The organism is Nitrospirota bacterium (genome assembly GCA_020846775.1).
GTDB lineage: Bacteria > Nitrospirota > 9FT-COMBO-42-15 > HDB-SIOI813 > HDB-SIOI813 > RBG-16-43-11.
The window spans coordinates 10529-31330 of sequence record JADLDG010000051.1; the positions used below are offsets into that span (position 1 = coordinate 10529).

General features: G+C 46.4%; 9 protein-coding genes. 1 reads left to right on the forward strand and 8 read right to left on the reverse strand.

Features of this window, described 5'->3' with window-relative positions; all coding sequences use genetic code 11:
- The 6 genes from IT392_07895 to IT392_07920 form a co-directional block, all read right to left on the reverse strand.
- Nucleotides 1-5565 (reverse strand): fibronectin type III domain-containing protein, encoded by a 5565-nt coding sequence (locus IT392_07895; GenBank protein ID MCC6544407.1) that lies wholly within the window; start codon nucleotides 5563-5565, stop codon nucleotides 1-3.
- A 73-nt stretch (nucleotides 5566-5638) separates the two neighbouring features.
- Nucleotides 5639-6448: a tetratricopeptide repeat protein gene (locus IT392_07900; protein MCC6544408.1), complete on the reverse strand. Its 810-nt coding sequence runs from the start codon at nucleotides 6446-6448 to the stop codon at nucleotides 5639-5641.
- Between the two features lie 25 nt (nucleotides 6449-6473).
- A complete protein-coding gene (locus tag IT392_07905) occupies nucleotides 6474-8387 on the reverse strand; it encodes a tetratricopeptide repeat protein (GenBank protein ID MCC6544409.1) in 1914 nt (637 codons plus the stop codon).
- Nucleotides 8388-8414: 27 nt separating this feature from the next.
- Entirely contained in the window at nucleotides 8415-10481 is a 2067-nt protein-coding gene (locus tag IT392_07910; GenBank protein ID MCC6544410.1) for a tetratricopeptide repeat protein, read from the reverse strand.
- A gap of 25 nt (nucleotides 10482-10506) precedes the next feature.
- Entirely contained in the window at nucleotides 10507-12354 is a 1848-nt protein-coding gene (locus IT392_07915) for a tetratricopeptide repeat protein (protein ID MCC6544411.1), read from the reverse strand.
- A gap of 52 nt (nucleotides 12355-12406) precedes the next feature.
- Nucleotides 12407-14425 (reverse strand): tetratricopeptide repeat protein, encoded by a 2019-nt coding sequence (locus tag IT392_07920; protein ID MCC6544412.1) that lies wholly within the window; start codon nucleotides 14423-14425, stop codon nucleotides 12407-12409.
- A 132-nt stretch (nucleotides 14426-14557) separates the two neighbouring features.
- On the opposite strand from IT392_07920, the gene IT392_07925 reads away from it, so the two are divergent.
- Nucleotides 14558-15751 (forward strand): glycosyltransferase family 39 protein, encoded by a 1194-nt coding sequence (locus IT392_07925; protein MCC6544413.1) that lies wholly within the window; start codon nucleotides 14558-14560, stop codon nucleotides 15749-15751.
- Nucleotides 15752-15779: 28 nt separating this feature from the next.
- Here IT392_07925 and IT392_07930 read toward each other — a convergent pair whose 3' ends face one another.
- Both IT392_07930 and IT392_07935 read right to left on the reverse strand, forming a co-directional pair.
- A complete protein-coding gene (locus IT392_07930) occupies nucleotides 15780-18740 on the reverse strand; it encodes a fused MFS/spermidine synthase (protein MCC6544414.1) in 2961 nt (986 codons plus the stop codon).
- 85 nt (nucleotides 18741-18825) lie between these two features.
- On the reverse strand, nucleotides 18826-20760 hold the full coding sequence (locus IT392_07935; protein ID MCC6544415.1) for a tetratricopeptide repeat protein: 1935 nt from the start codon (nucleotides 20758-20760) through the stop codon (nucleotides 18826-18828).
- Between the last annotated feature and the right edge of the window lie 42 nt (nucleotides 20761-20802).

Here is a 20802-nt window from a genome sequence, read left to right on the forward strand (position 1 = left end):
CTACTTTGGCGCCAGAATTTCAAAGGTTACCAGTGCGCCTTCTCCATGCACTTTGATCCAGTAGGCCTTCCATGGCTGCATGACAAGGCTGCACCGGGTACCCTGCGGTTCACCCGGCCTGTCCTGATCGCAAACCTCATAGGTATGATTTGTAAATACAGATGCGTCTATCCAGCTTCTTGAAATGACAGCATCCTGAAACGTTGCCACTGTCACTGCACCCTGGTTTGTCCTCCTGATATATAAACCTCTCTCGCTATTTTCTATGCCTCCGTTATTATTGATATCCCTCGGGCTGAAGTTTATCTCCTTATCATATGGGGCCCCTATCATATTCCATCCGTCCTGGAGAGATAATACATTGCATTGGAATGTAACCCCCCTGTCATCCAGGCAGCTCTGAGCCGGAGCCGGTGTTGATGCTAACGGGACATCAAGAGTAATATTCCCGGGTGGTACCCACAGGTAATATCCAATGCCTTCTTTGATGGATGTCAGCTTTGAGCATGTATAACTCGCCGGGGCCGTGCTATACGGGGATGGCTCGCCATTATAACACCCGCTGTTGAAGTCCGGGCCCCTCGAATCCCACTGATAAACAGTGAGCTGAGCCCCGACATCATCGCCGAAGACAGCCGCCGGGGTATCCGGAACAGGATGATAAGGTACAGAAACCATGTTATAGTCATAAGGGACAAGGGGCGTGAGGCCCATAACCTCTCCTGTGGAGATTAAAGATTTGTGGGCATCGGCTATAGAAGTATCTGCATCCTTTCCCCTCTCGTCCATTGCCTTGACTGCAAAATAAAACCTTGTATTCAAGGTCCTGTCATCTATCACACCACCGCCTGTATCAATCTTATTTTCTACCGGGACTATGTAGCACTCCTTCATCCCGGGCGATTTTGGGGGTAAAAACCCTCCTGACGGAATCACTGATTTTGCAGAGGGGAATACAACCTGTCCGGCACCCGGTGTCGAACTATCCACGACAATCTCCCTTGTAGAATAGCGCAGGTCATATCCTGTAACGGCGCCCGAGGATAAGTTCGTCCCGTCATCTGCAGGCGCAGTCCAGCAGAGGGTCATGGAATCTTTTGAAACATCCGTTACAACAAGATCTGTAATCGTCCCGGGTCTTGTTGCATCACCGGATATCTGCGTATGGGCCGGACACCCGCTGCAGGTAGATATGGAAGAGACATTCCCTGCCTCATCAGAAGTCTTCAAGGCGACATAATAATCGGTATTTGCATAGAGTTGTGAGATTGTACATGACTCGGAATTACCTGCAGATTTTGGCTTACCAAGGTTGCTCTCACCGGCTTTACAACTGCTCACCCTGGGATTCTGTAAAAAGTTATTGTCAGTAATTGGTGATGTGGAATAACGCAGATCATATGAAGTTGCTGTTCCACTGACCCCGTCATCTCCCGGCGCCGTCCACGACACCTTAAAGGAAGTGGTTGTCAAGCTGTCTATGTCCAGGACTACAGGGGCCGGGGGGGTCGTATCACTGCTGTTGATAACCGCCCTGACTGAATCAAATTTACTGCTGTCCCCTATTGATTGTATGTCAAATGTAATGGTCTGAGAGCCTGATGTAAAAGATGAGGGCGGGGTTATCTTAAAAGTAAAAAACGGAGACCCTCCCATATTATAGTTCGATGGATTACCTGCAGTTGCCGTTGGGACAACAACGGCAGGAGGGCCATACTCAATCATACTTCCATTGTTTAGCCTCTCCTGCATCACAACATTCCAACCTCCCGGACTGCTCCAGGAAATTCTATAAGTATCCGGCACATTACCTTCATTCTGCACACCAACCGTAATCTCCCTGGATGTCCCTGCCAGGATGTCACGTGAAGCACAACCGCCGTTGCCTGACCCCGTCGTCCCGTAAATATTATCCCCAGGACCTGAGGTTCCACAGCCTTGTCCCATTACATTGGAATATTTAATCTCTGCGATGCATTGCTCTCCAGTCTCACATATTCCATCGTCGTCACCAATAGAGTCTCCTATAACTTCTACATCTCCATAGCCATATGCATAGATTATCCCGTCTACCTTGTAGGTAGGGGCAAGTATTGTTGTGGCCTTAAGGGAGTCTTTAAGTTTATCATCTCCGAAAGATTTGATCTTCAGGATGGTATTACACGTAAGCGGCTCACCCTGCGGTACGACAATGAGCGTGTATCGCTTGAATGAAATAGCGTTTCGATTAACTGTTGCCGGAATATATTGATCCTGCGGTTGAGGCAGCGTCACAGGGGAAGAGGTTATCTCATAATCTTTGGCGCCATCGTTGATGAATATCTTCCAGATAGGGGAAAGGGGCTTTACCATGTCATTAACATCAACGCAGGAAGTTGTGTGGGACAAGGTGTAACGATCCCTGATATTTCCCTCATTTTCGATCTTGAGACTGAATTTAACCGAATCACCAGGGATGGCAGACCGGGATGAACTCCCGCCGTTGCCCTGTCCGGATGTGTCGTGGCCTATGTTCCCGGGGTCAACCGGCGGACCATCACCATTTTCATTGCTGATACTTCCGTCAGGATTAACAATCCCTATGATCCCATCGGCCTGGTATACGGGTTTAATCATTGTAGTGGCCTTTATCGAATCCACTCTTGCATAATTATTTTCCGAGCGAAGGTTTAATATGATGTCCTGAGATGAATTTGCCGGGGCATAATCAGAGGGGGTCACGATGAGGCTATATGGCAGCACGTTGCCAGCCTTGACTGCGACCTGTGTCCCTGATAGAACCGGGTCCTCATCAATAAGGCCAGGGATAGAGACCGTCCAGCTTCCGGAGGCATCCGATGGGATATTATATGTAACTGTGTAGATATCTGTATCATTGGACGGATCAATTGATGGGACGGTGCCGTCGTTCTGTATCTGAATGTTATAAGTATTCTGGCCGCCTTCGAATCCCGGATCTATATTTTTACTTGATGTTCCTCCATTGCCTGAACCAAAGGCCCCATAACATGGGGACGCCCCACCTCCGCAGGTACCATCCCCAAAGGTACCATCCCCATTGCCGTCTATTACTCCATCAGGCTGATACCTGCCGTCTGCAGGAAAATAGCCGATCCGGCTTTCACTCAAAACTGGAGTTATAGTCCCAAGCCCTGTAACCAAAAAGACCCTGTATTGCAGCCACCTGTCATCATTAACACCGCTGTCGCCGCTTCTATGGGCCGGGTTTATCGCTTCCGTCCCTGCCGGATCTGTGTATGTGTCTGTAAAGGAGGAGCCTGCGGCATAGCTGTAAGTGGTGGCCGAGTCCAGCGTGATCATGGAACCTGCGGGATTAATGGCAGTTATTTTCCTGACCTCCATCTGGTCGGTGTCGGCGCTATTCGTCAGCGTCACCCTTCCCCCTGCCGAAAAACCGGTTGTATCTGCAACGGTGACCTGTGAGACACCTGTCGAGGCAGAAAATGTTGTATTGTGAGGCCCGTACCATGGGCTCCATGCTGTACCATTTGCAGATGTACGCAGCTGGAGGACAAGGTCCGTAGATGCCGGGATATCCTCTGACCACTTCCACCGGTTAATAACATTGATGAGAACAGTTGAGTCATAAGGCGAGCTCACAAGGGTCTGAAGCGGCGGGTTTACCTCATAATGTATGGTTACGTCATCCAGCCTCGGATTATATAACGGATTAATGTCAGGCCTTTCAAAATATGCCCTATATTTGATATAGCGGTCCCCCACATGTCCCGAATAGATAGGCGAAGAAGGAGTTGTATAATAGTCATTAGCTCCGGTTGTACCATTCGGCCCCACAAAATTCCATGTCAGATTATCGCTATTAGTGGCAATCCGGAATTTCAGGCTGGACCCTGCAGGGACCGTGGAGTTCCATGTCAGATTAGAAAAAAATGCCCCCCCCGCACCGATGTCGAAAGAGGGCGACTCATAGACCCCCTTTAAAAAGGAGACCAACCCATAGTTGATTGTGACGTCATCAAGTCTTGGGCTGCTTACTGCTGCTGAATCTCTATCAAAATAGGCCTTGTATCTGACATACCTGTCTCTATTATGTCCCGAATAGATAGGTGGAGGAGGCGCAGTATAGTAGTCGTTGGCGCCGGTTGTACCATTCGGCCCCACAAAATTCCATGTCAGATTATCGTTATTAGTGGCAATCCGGAATTTCAGGCTGGACCCTGCAGGGACCACGGAATTCCAGGTAATTGAATAGAACAAGGCCCCTCCGGAATCCGTATCAAAAGAGGGTGACTCATAAGTCCCGGAAAGGACGCCGCCTGCAAGCAGTAAAGAGGCATTATTATCAGGGAATGCTGCAATAACATCGAAGGCATCCACCCCCACGTATGTGTTGATGCTCGCGTTATTTTTTCTCCCGCTCACTGTAATCCGGATAGTATGTGTAGTATTGGTCAGGCCCGAAGCTGTAAAGAGCGTTTGCTGGCCAATGGCCGTATTGATATAAGTGTCTACACTTCCAACAAGTATATTATCCAGATAGACGTCGGCGATGCCAAAGGCAGGGTGTTTGGGCCCGATCCACGTCACCTGTACCCCTGTAAAGGTAAGACTTGCAGTGGCGCCCTGCTGATTTGAATTAATGAAGGTACCTCCTGAAGGGTTGTACAACGTACTGGTAGCCCATGTGCCCGTCTTGACTACTGCCGAATTGTTATCCTCATATCTTTGAGGAGGATTGGAATAGTACCCTGTTCCGTTTATTACCACATTTGTCAATGTGCCCCTGTCGAAATCAGCTGCATCAGCTGTCTGGGTTATAAAACCGGTACCTCCATTTGCAACAAAGGTTATATATGCAGCCGTGTCCGGGTTCGAAACCGTCAACACGTCAAAGGCATCAATCCCAATGTATGTATTGCTGCTCGCGCTGTTTTTTCTCCCGCTCACAACGATCCTGATAGTATGGGCGTTATTGGTAAGGCCCGACGCCGTAAAAATTGTCTGCTGACCAATGGCAACACTGCGATAAGTGTCTACACTCGCCACAAGTGTATTATCCAGATAGACATCGGCGATGCCAAAGGCAGGGTGTTTGGGCCCGATCCACGTCACCTGTATCCCTGAAAAGGTAAAACTTGCAGTGGCGCCCTGCTGGTTTGAATTGGTAAAGGTACCTCCTGAAGGACTGAAAAGCGTACTGGTCGCCCATGTGCCTGTCTTTATTACTGCCGGGTTGTTATCCTCATATCTTGTCGTTGTATAAGTACCTCCACCACCTTTGATCTCCAGATTGGTCAATATGCCTCTGTCAAAATCGAGCACATCCGATGTCTGCGTTATTGAGCCGGGTTGAGGGGAAATGGAAATTTGTCCGGCTATTGAGGTGTTTACGTAAGGGTCTTTACTGGAAAATTTATTCCAGCCGGATTGATTCCCTGGATGACTGGCAGATACAGAAGGGTCTGCACCGCCTGACCAGTCACTCTGGATCCAGTTGTAATTGGAGGCATAAATTAATCCCGACCAGAGTATAATGGAAACAAACAGGAAAAAGGCAAGCGGCCTCTTTATCTCACATTTCATGTATATACCCATTCATAGATATGTAACGCAAGTTATATGCCAATGCGTAGGCTAAAATTCAACTCATCTTCAACTATTTACCTTTAGCAACATTCAAAGCAGCCAGCCGCTCTTCTGCGGCTTTCGCAATGTTGGCTGTCTCCGGCTTCTTAGATGTTTGTTTTATTACATACTGATATTGCTTGGCAGCCAGGGCCGGTTTTCCCTGAGACTCATAGGCCTTGCCAAGATTAAAATAGGTCTGAAAGTAATCAGGTTTTATCTTTATAGCGACCTCAAAGGCCTGTACCGCCCGCTGATAATTCCCCATCTGAGTGTAGATAATCCCTGCATTATTATAGACCTGAAAGGCCCTGGGATTGAGTTCCGCCACTTTATGATATTCCGCCAGGGCACGCTCCATCCTGCCGAGTTTTTGATAAGTAACTCCAAGTGAATATCTGGCATCCTGGCGGTCCGGGGAGATCTTGAGCGCCTTTTCAAAGTATGCAACTGCCTCTTCCGGTTTTTTCATCCTTAGAGATGCAAGGGCCAAACCATAGTTAGCATCAAAACTCTCCGGATTGGCCTTTGAGGCATTTTTGAACTCTTCGACAGCCGCGTCATAACGCCCCACCCTGAAGTTCTCAAATCCCATCGTCATGTGCTGCGTATAATAAGCAGGATCAGACCTCTCGAAGTATTTATAGGCATAATAGGCGCCCGGGATTCCGGCCGCCAGCACGAGAACAAGGATTACTATGTATTTCCATAGATTCCGCCCCCCTCGAGCCGCTCCTTCGCCAGTCTGCTCCTCCTGTAACAGATTACCCTCCGCTGCATTGCTTCCTGAGATATCTTCTGCATCGTTCCCTTCGCTGCCTGCCATGTTGTCCTCATTCATTGTTTTGCTCTCCTCGTTATTTGCGTTAATTGGAATATAAAGTTTCCAGTCTTTTTAGACGGTTTCGGGCTTCTCTTGCAATATCATCATCTTTTCCTGCCTTCCCCAACACAATCCGGTAATGCTCAACTGCATCACTCGTCATCCCCATCTCCTCCTGCAATATTCCAAGGTTGAGCTGTGCTAACAACATATCGGGATAAAGAGCAATGGCCTTCTGGTAGGCCAGAACCGCATCCTCCCTCATCCCTTTGTTCGAGTATAGAATCCCCAGATTGACATAGGCCAGATAATATTTAGGGTCCAGTCTGGCGGCCTCCCTGAAATGTTTCTCTGCAAGGTCAAGATTATTGATCCTGTAGTAGCACACCCCAAGGTCGTGATGGGTCTGGGCCTTATAGTAAAAAGCCTTGAGCGCCTTTTCAAACTCAACTGCTGCCATATCCCACCTCTTATTAATCATATGAATCTTTGCCATACTGTCGTGGACGATGAAATTATTCTGTCCGCCCAAAGCAAGCGCCTTTTGAAATGCTGCAACCGCATCATTATACAACCCATGGCCCTTGTAGGCAACCCCCAGCGCTGTGTAGGCCAAAGGTGACTCCGGGGCCTTCTGTACGGTGTCGGTCCAAAGTGTGAGGTCATCCTTCCAAACGCTGTTACGCTTTACAATAGCCACGGAATATAGAGCAACGAGGATTACCAGGAAAGCTATCCCTGCCTTTTCAAGGCTGTTCCTGCTGACTTTTGCTATAGCCACGCCTGCCAATACTGCAAAGCTGACAGCCGCGAGGTAACCCCTGTTTTCCTGAAAGATCGTATTCAATGGTATGATCGTGGTTGGTAAGAGGACGATAAAAAACCAGAACATAAAAAATGAAACCACCCTCCATGAATATGAGGAATATAGCAGGTATATGGCTATGACGACATAGCAGATCAGGACGATTGCAGATATTGCCACTGGAAAAGACCAGAAGGTTGAGTATATTCTCACATCATGAATCGGCGTGAGTCCTGTGGGAATAAGAAACATCTTCCAGTGCTGTATGAGTACAGGAAGTTCAGTCATGAGCTGTGGAAATATCTTTCGTTTGAATGGGTCGAGAACAACCCCATAAGACAGCAGTCGTATCAGAAGGTATGGGACAACCACAATAAGCACGAAAGGAAGATATGGGAGATAGTTTCGCCAGTCAACAATATATGCAAATGCTGAGGCCTGCTTCCTGGGGGCCTGTTGAAACCCATATAAATCATACAGCCATAACATCACCGGAAGGGTGACTGCCACCTCTTTACTCAGCATGCCGGCAACAAAGGCAAGGAGAGAGCAGAGATAGAAAACATAAATTAACTTATTACTGACTTCCAACTTCTGGCTTCTGTACTTAACCCAGCAATAAAAGGCCAGGAGATAGAAAAACCCGCTCAATACGCTCGACCTTGCAGTTACATAGTTGATGGCTTCTGAATTAAATGGATGTAAGAGAAATATGAAACCGGCTGAGACTGCGGCAAGAAACCGCCTCGAATCAATGAGAGGGCTAACGCCTTTCCACAACAACTTCACTTCAGCCAGTTCACTGCCGCCCATTATTGTATTCACTATCAGAAATAACAGAAAAGCCGAACCTATGTGAAGAATCAGATTAAAATAATGGTAGCCCGAAGGATTCAGGGCACCGATGGCATAATTGACTGCAAAGCTCATTACTACCAGCGGCCGGTAGTGCCCGGCTTCGTAAGGACTGCCGGATTGTGTTTTAGGGTCCGCAAAGAACTCAGGTATGTTTATTAATGATCTGATATTCTCATTAAGCTCAATAGACATTTGATCATCATAATGGAAAGAATTACCAAGGCTGTTCCAGTAGACTGCTGTACCAAGCAGGACAAATAGTACAAGAACAATCCATGCCCTCCTGCATTTCATAGTAACAGGATCTCCATTGCAAGCTCCCTATTTCTCAAGACTTCTTATATACCCGGAAAGTGCAGTGTCAGCAGGATTTCTCCGGGCCGCCTCTTTGTAAGCCTTTACCGCCAGCTCCATCTTCCCTTCCTTCTCATATATCTTTCCGAGACTATAGTATGCCTGTATGTATTCAGGGTTAAGTTTTAAGACTGTAATATACTCACCCCTGGCTGCATCCAGGTTCCCTTCCATTTCATATATTGCTCCAAGATTAAACCGCGACCTTTCATACCCCGGGTTGATATTAAGGACCTTTTTATAAAATCCGGCAGCGGGTACCAAATCCCCCTTTTTTTGATAGATAAGCCCGAGGTTGTGATAACTCTTAAAATCAGCGGGATTCTTTTCCAGGACTTTTTTGTATGAATCTATCGCCGCTGGAAGATCACCCCGCTGCTGATATATAACACCAAGATTGTAATAAGGACGTGAATCTAACGGGTCGAGCCTGGTGACAATCATGTATTCACTGACAGCCAAATCAGGTCTTCCGATCTGCTGATATACGCTGCCGAGATTATAGTGAACACTGAGGGGATCAATTCCTGATTCGGGGGTTGCCAGCTCTAATGCACGAAGGAAACTGCTGACTGCCTTCTCATTATCCCCTGATCTCGCATAGGCAGTTCCAAGATTACTATAAGCCCTTGCTGATCCCGGGGACTTGGCTGCAGCATCGCTCCAGAGACTGAGTCCATCCTTCCAGACACTGTTTCTATGGACAGTTCCTATAGAATATATCAGCAAGAGGATTGATATTATCGCTGTTGGTAAATAGCCCGGCAAACTGGTAACCTTGATTTTACCCAGAATTATTCCTGCAAGAACAGCAAAGGTCACTATTGCCAGATAACCCCTGTTCTCCTGAAATATGGCATTTAAAGGAAAGAGAGTTGTAGGAATCAGGACGATAAAAAACCATATCATAAAGAAAGATGCCAGCCTCCAATACAAGGCCTTTGATCTATATAAAAATGCAGCCGTTATTATATATAAGATGAGAATGACAGCTGAAAACATTACCGGGCCGGCAAAAAAGGTTTTATATGTCACTGCATAATGATCAACATTGAGGCCGACAGGGAGTATAAATAGTCTCAAATATTTTACCAGTACCGGCAGCTCAGTGAAAATCTGTGTCGTCACACCGGCCCTGAAATGGGGAAGGAAACTGCCAAAGGAAAAGAGCCGCATAATCAGATATGGAATCAAAACAATAAGTACAAAGGGAAGATACAGTATGCAGGTTCGCCAGTTTAATACGTGGGCACTGCCTGTAACAGACCGGCTCGTGCTTTCCTGTCCAAACCCGTACAAGTCATACAGCCATAACATCACCGGCAAGGTAATAGCCACCTCTTTGCTAAGCATACCGGCAATAAAGGCGAGAAGAGAGAAGATGTAGAAGTAAGATCTCTTTTCACTTCTATACTTCACCCAGAAATAAAAACCCAGCAAGTAGAAAAACCCGCTCATAACGCTTGAGCGGGCCGTTAGATAGTTCACCACCTCTGAGTTGAAGGGATGGACCAGGAAGATAAGCCCGGCTGCCAGGGCAGCAAAACACCATTTACTGTCATTGCTGACACGAGAAAGATTCGAAGAGACCTTTGAGTCAGATTGCCTGGAACGGTTCTGCCGGTCTGGCAGCGAATTGTTTGACGGCGTCTGATCACCCCTGCACAACATAGTATTCAATATCAGAAATATCAGTAAAGCTGACCCGACATGAAAGGCCAGACTGGTAAGGTGATAGCTGACAGGATTCAGACCGCCCAGGGCATAATCAACAGCGTGGCTCATTACCACTAAAGGGCGGTAGTGTCCCGCTTTGTTAGGATTGGATGCAATTGTCTTCGGGTGTGTAAAGAAAAGGGGGATGTTTTTTAGTGTCCTGATGTTAAAGTTGTCTTCAATATATAGTTGATCATCATAATGAAAGGGGTTGCCAATACTGTTCTTATAGATTGCACTGCCTATGACGAGGAAGAGACACAGGATTACTATATCCCTGAACCACCACCTCCCTGTCCATTTTACCAATCGGTTCATATGTTATTTTAATCCCGTCCTGTCCTTATTGTTCAATCTTCTCCAGCCTGCTGCGTACATCCTGCAGCAGTGCCTTGTCCCCTTCACCTGCGTGCTCCAACACCTGATGATAATATTGTGCGGCCTCTTCTTTATTACCAGTACCCTCTGATAATATCCCCAGATAAAACCGTGATGACAGATCTCCGGGGGAAAGAGACATAGCCTTTACAAGGGCCTGATGAGCATCTGCGGCCCTCCCCTGTCTCATATATAAGATCCCGAGGTTTAAATAGGGCTTGTGGTATTCCGGGTCTATTCTCAGTGCCTCCCTGAAGCTTTTTTCTGCAAGATCAAGCCTGTCCTGCCTGTAGTAGACTACTCCAAGATTATAATGAATCTGCGCCTTATCAGGGTAACCCTCTGCCGCTTTTTCAAGCTCCATGGCAGCCATATCCAATTTCCTCTGGGCAAGATAAATCATGCCAAGGTTCTCATGGACAACGAAATTTTTCTGTCCACCCAGTGCCAGGGCCTCCTCCGACGCCTCAATCGCCTGATTATACATTCCAGCCCTTCTGTATGCAACACTGATAGCCGTATAAACCTCCGGCGACTTATCGGTCTTATTTAGCGCATCAGACCAGAGGGTCAGTTCATCTTTCCATATCATATTCCTTTGAAATGAAACTATGGAGTAGACAGTGAGTAGTGCTGCAAGTACTATTACTGCTGCTGATTTTAATTTTGTCCTGAAGAGCTCACCTATGGCAACACCTGCAAAAACCGCGAAACTCACCAGGGCCATGTATCCCCTGTTTTCCTGAAAAATATCATTCAAAGGGATTATAGTCGTCGGCAGAAGCACGATGAAAAACCATAACATAAAGAAGGATACAACCCGCCACGACTGGGATGCTTTAAAAAAAAGAAAAACTGCAATGAAGGTATAAACGAGCAGGATAATTACAGAGTATATCACTGGAAAAGACCAGAAGGTCTTATATATCTCCACCTGGTGGTATACTGACAGCGGGGCGGGGAAAATAAACATCTGAAGGTGCTTTACCAGTACGGGAAGTTCCGTTAATATCTGTGTCACAATATCTCTGCTGAAGCCGGGCATCAGCCTGCCGAAAGAGAATATCCGGATTACCAGATAAGGGATCGCCACTATCAGCACAAAAGGGAGATATGCCATATAGTTTCGCCAGTTTAAAAGCCAGGCGCTGCCGGTCACAGTCTGTCCGGTGCGGACTCTTCCAAACCCGTAGACGTCAGACAGCCATAATACGACAGGAAGCGTAATTACCACCTCCTTACACAGCATTCCTGCTACAAAGGCAAGGAGCGAGAAGATGTAGAAGTGAGCGGTCTTCTCACTTCTGTACTTCACCCAGAAATAAAAGGCAAGGAGATAGAAAAACCCGCTCATTACGCTCGATCTTGCAGTAATATAATTTACCGCCTCAGAGTTGAAGGGATGTACAAGGAAGATAAGTCCGGCAGCTATTGCTGCAAAGGACCACACACTTCCTGACATCGCCCGAATTATCAGGAATATCAAAAATGCCGACACAGCATGAAAGGCCAGATTTACTATGTGGTAGCCCGTCGGATTCAGTCCGCCAATTGCATAATTAATGGCATAACTCGATATTATCAACGGGCGGTAATGCCCCCCGGACTCGTGGAGTTTACCCGCTATCAGCATACGTGGTTTCAGAAAGAAATACGGAATATTTTTTACAGTCCGTATATTCCGGTTATATTCAACCGTTACCTGGTCATCATACTGAAATGAATTAGAGAAACTATTTGCAAAGACAAGGATGCCTATGCCTGTAAACAGACAGAGGATTAAGATCTTTGAGTGGAACAGGCGAATAAACATCAGCGATTTCTCATTAATGGCATTGTAACACTTTGTTGAAGGTATTTTGTTTCTACTGCCTGAGCCTGTTAAGGCGGGCAAGACGCTGCTGAGCCATCTCAGCGAATTTCCTTATTACTCCTCTGTCCACACCAAGCATGGCTGACCAGTTGTCAGGCCCTGCAGAGCTTAGCCTGATAACTTCACCATATTGTTCCGCTGCTTCATTGTTTCTGCCAAGCTTCTCAAGCGTATCTGCAAGTTCAAGCCTGGCCTGAATATAGGATGGATTAAGGCTGAGCGCCTTGCGAAACTCAACTTCAGACTCCTTCAGCCGCCCGCGGCCTGCCATTACAACTGCAAGGTTGTAATGGATATTTGGCTGGTCCTGCCACTCCTCAGCTGCCTTCTTCAAATAGAGTTCAGCATGTTCAAGGTCACCCTTCTGACCGTAAAGGATCGCAAGGTCATTTGAGATAACGGCCTCACCGGGAGCAATCCTGAGGGCCTTTTCATATTCAGCTATCGCCCTATCCGTCTTCCCCAGCATCTGGTATGTCCTGCCAAGATTAACAATCGCATAATAACTGTTTGGATCTATGGAGAGTCCTTTCTCGGCAGTCTCTGCAGAAAGAAAAAGGTCGCCGCGATCTCTGTAGGCATTTGCCAGTCCTGCATATGCGAGGCTTGACCGTGGTGTCTTTTCCACCGTATCCTTCCATAATGCAACACTATCCCCCCATACCATGTTCCGGTGCACTGTAATTGCCCCGTAAGTTCCAAGTAAGACAAGCAGTACGGCCATCATTGCCGAGCGTGATATTTTCTTACCCAACTCCGCTATGGCCATACCCATCAGGACAACAAAACTCACGATGGCCAGATATCCCCGGTTCTCCTGAAAGACTGCGTTAAGAGGGATGATAGTCGTTGGTAAAAGGACGATAAAAAACCAGAACATGAAGAACGAGGCTGCGCGCAGGGAATGTCTCCCCTTCCAAATAAAATAGAATGCCAGAAATATATAGAGTATGAGAAGGAAGCCTGAAAGAAGTACAGCCCCGAGAACACTGCTATATACCCCGGTATCATGGATTATGCTAAGGCCACGAGGTAATAAAAACATCTGCCAGTGTTTTACGAGTACAGGAATCTCCGTGAGAAGCTGTGTTATCATGTCCCGCTGGAATGGGTCTATCACCCTGCCAAGTGAAAAGAAACGTATCATAAGATAGGGGACCACTACGATCAGCACAAAAGGCAGATATGGGATGTAGGTTCGCCAATTTAAAACATAAGCCAAGGTTGAGGAGTGACGTCCGGGGGCCTGCTGAAACCCGTATAAATCATACAACCATAGCATCACCGGTAATGTAACCGCCACCTCCTTGCTCAGCATGCCTGCAACAAAGGCAAGCAGGGAGGCGATGTAGAAGTTAGAAGTAAAAGATGATAACTTTTCACTTCTATATCTCACCCAGAAATAAAAGGCCAGTAAATAGAAAAAACCGCTCATCACACTGGATCTTGCAGTAGTGTAATTAACTGCCTCAGAGTTAAATGGATGGACAAGGAAGATAAGCCCGGCAGCTATTGCTGCAAGGGACCACACACTATCATTGCTGACACCCTCAGGATGTGAAGTAATCCGGGTATCAGATTGCTTTGACCTGCCTCGCCGGTCTTTTGATGGAGGACTAACTGGCGCCTGCTCTACCCTGCCTGACATAGCCTTTACCATCAGGAATATCAAAAACGCCGACCCCGCATGAAATGCCAGATTTACTATGTGATAACCTATTGGGCTCAGCCCTCCGAGGGCATAATTAACAGCATAACTCATTATTACAAGCGGCCGGTAGTGACCGGCAACTTTAGGGTCATTGGCGCCCAGGGAGGGGTCAAAGAAGTAACGCGGGATATTACCTGGCTCCCGAATATTAACATTCCTGACAACAACCACATCATCATCAAACTCGAAGGGATTATTCAGTGAATTCAGATAAATAATACCTCCTATAAAGAGGAATATGACAAGGACCAGACCCGGGCGGGACAATACATTGAGAAAGACAGAGGTACTCTTAATCATAGCTTTCATAGAATTATTAGCAATAAATATGCCACTATATTAGAGAAAAGCCATTATGAATGTCAACTTAAAGCCCGGGTCAGGCATAAGCTTTAGCGATAAAATAAAAATTCATGCTATAATGTCGGCGTCGTGAATACAACAACCAGAGATAGAGCGATAAGACAGGCAGAAAGCGGGAAGAGACTGGGTTTATTTTTTTCAGCGGCCCTCGTTTTTTTATTTTTTCTTGCGATTTCTTATCAACTCTGGCTGCATGATCTTTTGCTCTGGGGTCCTCACCACTTCATCCCCGACGGGCATGGGGAGTTTGCCGAAAAATGGCACCAGTTCCTGTCAAACCCCGGCGCCGGGACATGGGCTGATCTGACTAAATGGTCATCCGGATACTACCAGGCAGGCAATTGGCTCACTGCCTTTCTGGCCGGACTTGTCATGTTCATCACAGGCTCCACGCTGCATGCATTTTTCCTGGTCAGCGGAATTTCCAGCGCCGTTACCTCCTGGTTTCTATATGTCTATCTGAGGAGATTTCTACGCATAAAAGGCAGCCATTGCCTGATGATCCTGATCCTTTTCTGGAGCCACATCGTGGTACTGACCTCTTTGCTCCGACCCATGACAGATGCCCTTCTTCTCGCATTTGTCACCGCCTCGTTATATCTCATTACCGACTACTTCACTAATCGGCGCCCGGTCTCTTATGGCATCATAATCATCATTGTCCTCTCGCTGGGAATCATGGTCAAATTTTCATTTGCTCCAATCCTGGCAGTTCCCCTGACTGCCTGGATATTTTTGAAGTTTTCGGCTAAAAAGCCTCAACAACCTTCAAAACAAATCCTGCTATGGTCGGCTGCCTGTTTGCTCATTCCCTTGTTCTTCTGGTTTATTTATGTCCGCTCTCTGGACCTCTTTCCCACCATTGACATGCAGCGACAGGTACTGAAGCAATTTCGATACTCTTATAATCCTTTACGGTTCATCTATTCTTTCATCATTGCCGGGCAGGGCTACCTGTTTTTTCTTAAAAACAGCTTACGGAATAAATTGACTTCGCCGGCATATATGATACCGCTGCTCTGGAGCCTTGGATATCTCGTCCTGATTATTTCAGGCGGCGTGCCATTCTGGAACCGGCATTTCCTTGTATTTCTCCCGGTGCTCTTCATAATCTGTGGAGAATCCATAAGCCGGTATATTCAATCGCGCCGGTATTGGTGGATTCTCCCATCTGTTTTTATCCTTATAAATTTCATCATCGTTTTTCTATTGTTGAGCGATAACAAAGGCTCACCACTCCTGCAGCCTTTTCTTTATGGATGATCAGTCAGGATGGCCAGGCAGTTCGGGTTTATCCCGATAAAAATTGCTCTTTGAATCTCAAGGCAGGGTAATAATCCGGTTTGACTTTCAAGGCACGGTTTATTAAATCCAGTGCCGTTTTTTTATCTTTTTCAGTCATCATCTCAAGCTCAGCCAAATTCAAGAGACAGAGATAATTATCCGGGTCAAGGTCAACACAGCCCTGAATAAGGTCTTTCGCCTTTAATAATTCTTTTTTGCTGACGAGGTCATCAGCAAGATATATTCTGGGTAAAGTCTGTCTGCTGTTTATATTCAATGACTTCTCAAGATATGTCAATGCCTCTCCTTTCCTTCCATCTCTCATTAATCCCATTGCATAAGAATTGAGGGTGGTTGGATTATCAGGTCTGTATGAAAGAGACTTCTCCAGGTAAGTTAACCCTTGTTTATAATAAATACCTTTGAGCATGCTCGAACCGATCTTGTAATTGACATCTGCAAAATAATAGCTTGCCATTGGATAAGGATAAATGAGATCGGCAGCGGTTTTCAGTTCAGCGAAAAAGTCTTTGTCTCTGTTAAGATGTTTCAGATGTGACCTTATCAGGTGGGTTCTGGCGCTGAAGTATTTTGCCAGGACCGGCTCAAACTCCCGGGAACTTTCGGAAGAAGTAAACTTAAGCATTTTGGGTAAATTAAATTCTCTTTTCTCAAGAAAATATGAGACATTTTCCTTTTCTGTTCTCCTTACCAGAGTACGCGGCGTTAAAAACTCAATGATCGGGTAGTTGTCTGTGTTGATTGGGAGTCCCTTGCCAATATCGGGTATTTTATTTTCGTCGAACATATAGTTTGCCAGAAAATCGTATATATTATCAATCCCTATCTCTTTCAGGTCCTGAGCAATGCCGGGCTCGGATATCCGCCTCTTTAAATTTTCGACATCTATAACCAGGGGCTCTTCAGACCCTATCAGTATCATGTCGTTAAATGCAAACCATGCAGATACATGCGGAAAAACAGCATGAAATGTTTTTATAATTATCCTTGCCTCTTCAACCCCTACCTGGTACAGGGGAAGATACTGACACATTATGCCGCCGGGCTTTAATGCCCTTCTGGCATTTTGAAAGTGTTCCAGATCATACAAGTACCCGGATCCCATGAAGAACGGATCAAGGGGATCTTCCGTGATTACATCGTATTTTTTTCGGGTCGTCTTCAGGTAGTTTCGCCCGTCATCAAATATCAGGTGTGCATTTGGATTGTCCAGGACATCACGGTTGTATTTCTTGAACAGTCTGGCGCCACCTACAACTTCTGGAGAAATCTCGATAGCGTCAGACTGATGTCCATGACGTGCCAGGGCGCTGAATGTCATGCCTGCCCCAAGCCCGATAACAACCGATTCTCTGGGGTCAGGATGCAGAAGCATGGGGAGGTGTCCGAGAAGGTACTGGTTTGCCACGTCTGTAATTGAAGTGCTGGCCATAGGCTTTCCATTAATGCTGATAGTCGTCGGATCTATGTAGCCAATGACCGAGACATTTACATTGACACCCTCCTTATAATACATTAAGGGCAAATCATTTTTCGCTGCCATCAAAGATTTTACATCATCATAAAGACGGACATAAGGTGCGCTGTCCATCAGCTTTGCATCCCATGGTCGAAAAAGAATGAGTGAAGTGACTGCGGTAATACCGCAGAACACAACAACTGCAGTCTTCTGAATCCTGCCTGGCAGCATCAATGACAGCATGACCGCTATTGCCAAACCAGCCAGCCCCATGACTGTGATTGTAGTTTGAGTCCCAAGCAGGGGTAAAAAGATGAACCCCCCTATAAACGATCCGAAGACTCCGCCTACGGTATTGAGTGCATAGACTGATCCGACGTCTCCACCTGATTTTGAGGCCTTTTGGGCATAAACAGCTGTGACCAGGGGGAAGGCCGCTCCAAACATAAGGGTTGGAATGAAAAGGACAATAACATTTATGATAATCTTAATTATGAAGAATCCTGAAAAACTTTTCAGCCCCATAGATAGATAAGTGAATAGAACAGGAAGCTGATCATAATACCTGACAGCCAGCAGAGAGTAGAGGGAGGCTGCGAGTTCTACCAGGGTAAGGGCCAGTATTGCTGACCTGATACGGCTTAATAATCTTGTTGCAATCTCACTCCCGAGACCCAGGCCTATAATAAAAACAGAAAGCATCAGTCCAAAAGTATAAACCGTGTTCCCTGTCACCTGTATCAGGAGCCTGATCCATGCAACCTGATATACCATCGAGATTAATCCGGCTATACAAAACAGTGACAGAACATATTTCTGCGACGGGGTATGCCGATAGCCCGTTATCACAGGGAGTTCGGCAGGTGCTGCGTTATTACTCCTGAAAATTGCGAAGGCGGATATCCCGATTCCAATGTTAATTATACCGGCAAGGTACAGGCTTTCATTTACCCCGGCCAAAGGTATAAGCAGCATGGTGCCAAGTATTGTTCCCAACGCAGCCCCAAGTGTATTAATGGCATAAAGGCGTCCTGCATCGAAGGCAACCTTTTCGTCACTACTTGTCACAAGTTTTACCAGTACAGGCAGGGTTGCCCCCATAAGTGTTGTAGGTAAAAGAAGCCCGATATATGAGAGTATAAACCGGACTAATGTGAGGCTGAAGAGTCCGGTATCTATGAAAGGATAAATTAAAGAATAGATACCCTCTATGCCAAGAAATACAAAGGGACTGCAAATACCGAAGACGCCAATCAATATCTCAAGGATTGCATAGGTGAAGAGAGGGTTACGTCCACGATCCATTGCCCGGCCAATTAACCAGGCCCCCAGGGCTAATCCTGTAAAAAATACAGTGAGAATTGTGGTAACCGCATAGACAGTACTCCCAAAGATGAGACCCAGCTTCCGGTTCCACATGATCTCGTATATCAGAGCAGAAGACCCTGATAAGAAGAACATCAAATATATAATTGTCCTGTACCACATAACTTAATATCTGATAAAACCCATCATGAATTTAATTTTTGAAGATAGAGTATAGAAATAAAGTGTCCTCATGTCAATATTGATTCTAATGCGCAGGGCTATTGCTGCGGGAAAGCCTTTGGCGTGCCTTTTCTGCAGTCTCCTCCTGCTCCTTTCTTTCCTTCTCCGTCATAGATGCAATTGCTTCACTCTCCCCGGAAGCCAGCCTGATAATTTCCTGATACTGCACACCCGCTTCCCCCAACCTGCCAAGTTTTTCAAGCGTCATACCGAGTTCATATCTGGCCTGAAAATAAGAAGGACTGAGGCTGATGGCCTTGTTAAACTGACCCTCTGCATCCTGTAATCTGCCGCGTTCCACGGCGATAACACCGAGATTATAATAGACATGGGGCCGGTCTTTCCATACCTCTGCCACTTTCCTCCAATACAACTCCGAACGATTCAGATCACCCTTCTGCAGGTATAAAGCTGCCAGGTCATTCCAGACAATGACCTGGGTAGAAGAGATCCTCAGTGCATTCTCATATTCCTCTATTGCATTCTCAGGTTGTCCAAGTGCCTGATAAATGCGGCCCAGATTAAGCCGGAGAGAAAAATTATTCGGAGCTGCATTTATTCCCTTCTTTGCCTCTTCACGTGCAAGAAATAAATCTCCACGGGTTGCATAAGCCGCTGCCAGTCCTGCATAGGCCAGGCCGGAGCCGGGTGTTTTATCCAGGACATCCTTCCAGAATACTACACTGTCCCCCCATATCGTATTGCGGTAAACCGTAACAACACTATATGCCCCGAGTAAAAACACTAAAACAACCACCATGACCACCCGGGCTATCCTCGTGTCCAGTTCCGATAAACTCACCCCTGCCAAAACCGTAAAACTCACCATAGCCAGATACCCGCGATTCTCCTGAAAAACAGCATTCAGGGGAATGATTGTAGTTGGCAAAAGCACGATAATAAACCAGATCATAAAGAATGATACTATACGCCGCTTAGCGCTGCCCCGGATCATAAGGTAAATGGCGGAAACAAAATAAAGTAATATCAAGATACCTGAAAACAGAACAGTCATTGTGATACTGTGTTTTATCTCTACATCATGGATAAGCGTCAATCCGGAGGGGAAAAAGAACATCTGCCAGTGTCTTACCAGCACCGGCAGCTCGGTAAATAGCTGCGTCATCAAATCACGCTGAAATGGGTCAAGCACCCTCCCGAAAGAGAATAACCGGATTACCAGGTACGGGACCATCACAATAAGCACAAAAGGAAGATATGGTACATAAGTACGCCAGTGAACTAAAGTGCGGAGTCGAGAGCGCCCGGGGTCCGGTATAATTACAGATGAATCCGAAGGACTTGGCCCGCGCCCACGGAAGTAAAGGTCATACAGCCATAATACAAGAGGCAGCGTAATAACCACCTCCTTACACAGCATCCCTGCTACAAAGGCAAGGAGAGAGAAGATGTAGAAGTTAGAGGTCTTCGCACCCCTGTACTTCACCCAGCAGTAAAAGGCAAGGAGGTAGAAGAACCCGCTCATTAGGCTGGACCTGGCACTGACGTAATTAATGGCCTCTGAGTTAAAAGGATGGATAAGATAAATAAGACCTGCCGAAAAGGGGGCAAGAAAGGCGGTGGTGATTCCTGTTAAGTTGGCTGGTTGCGGGATAATGGCCTGAAGTATTAAAAATACCAGAAATGACGATCCGACATGAAAGAGCAGGTTTACCAGGTGATAGCCGGCAGGGTTTAAACCTCCAAGTGCATAATTGACCACATAGCTCGCAGCCACAAGAGGACGGTAGTGGCCGGCGTTGGCAGGGTCATTCGTACTTAGCCGGGGCTCAATAAAAAACTGCAGGATATTCCCGGTATCCCGGATATGTATGTTTTCTACAATATCTTCAAAGTCATCCAGACGGAAAGGATTGTCTATTGCGTTGAAATAGACAAAACTCCCCATTAGAAGGAAGATAAGAAAAACAATATATGAACGTGTCAGGAGTACTGGCAAGATAATCAAACTTTCTAATTTATGTTATGCAGCTATCTTTAT

Excerpts from the sequence above, each read along its gene's own strand:
- IT392_07895 (MCC6544407.1), bottom strand. The coding sequence starts at position 5,565 with ATGAAATGTGAGATAAAGAGGCCGCTTGCCTTTTTCCTGTTTGTTTCC.
- IT392_07900 (MCC6544408.1), bottom strand. The coding sequence starts at position 6,448 with ATGAATGAGGACAACATGGCAGGCAGCGAAGGGAACGATGCAGAAGAT.
- IT392_07905 (MCC6544409.1), bottom strand. The coding sequence starts at position 8,387 with ATGAAATGCAGGAGGGCATGGATTGTTCTTGTACTATTTGTCCTGCTT.
- IT392_07910 (MCC6544410.1), bottom strand. The coding sequence starts at position 10,481 with ATGAACCGATTGGTAAAATGGACAGGGAGGTGGTGGTTCAGGGATATA.
- IT392_07915 (MCC6544411.1), bottom strand. The coding sequence starts at position 12,354 with ATGTTTATTCGCCTGTTCCACTCAAAGATCTTAATCCTCTGTCTGTTT.
- IT392_07920 (MCC6544412.1), bottom strand. The coding sequence starts at position 14,425 with ATGATTAAGAGTACCTCTGTCTTTCTCAATGTATTGTCCCGCCCGGGT.
- IT392_07930 (MCC6544414.1), bottom strand. The coding sequence starts at position 18,740 with ATGTGGTACAGGACAATTATATATTTGATGTTCTTCTTATCAGGGTCT.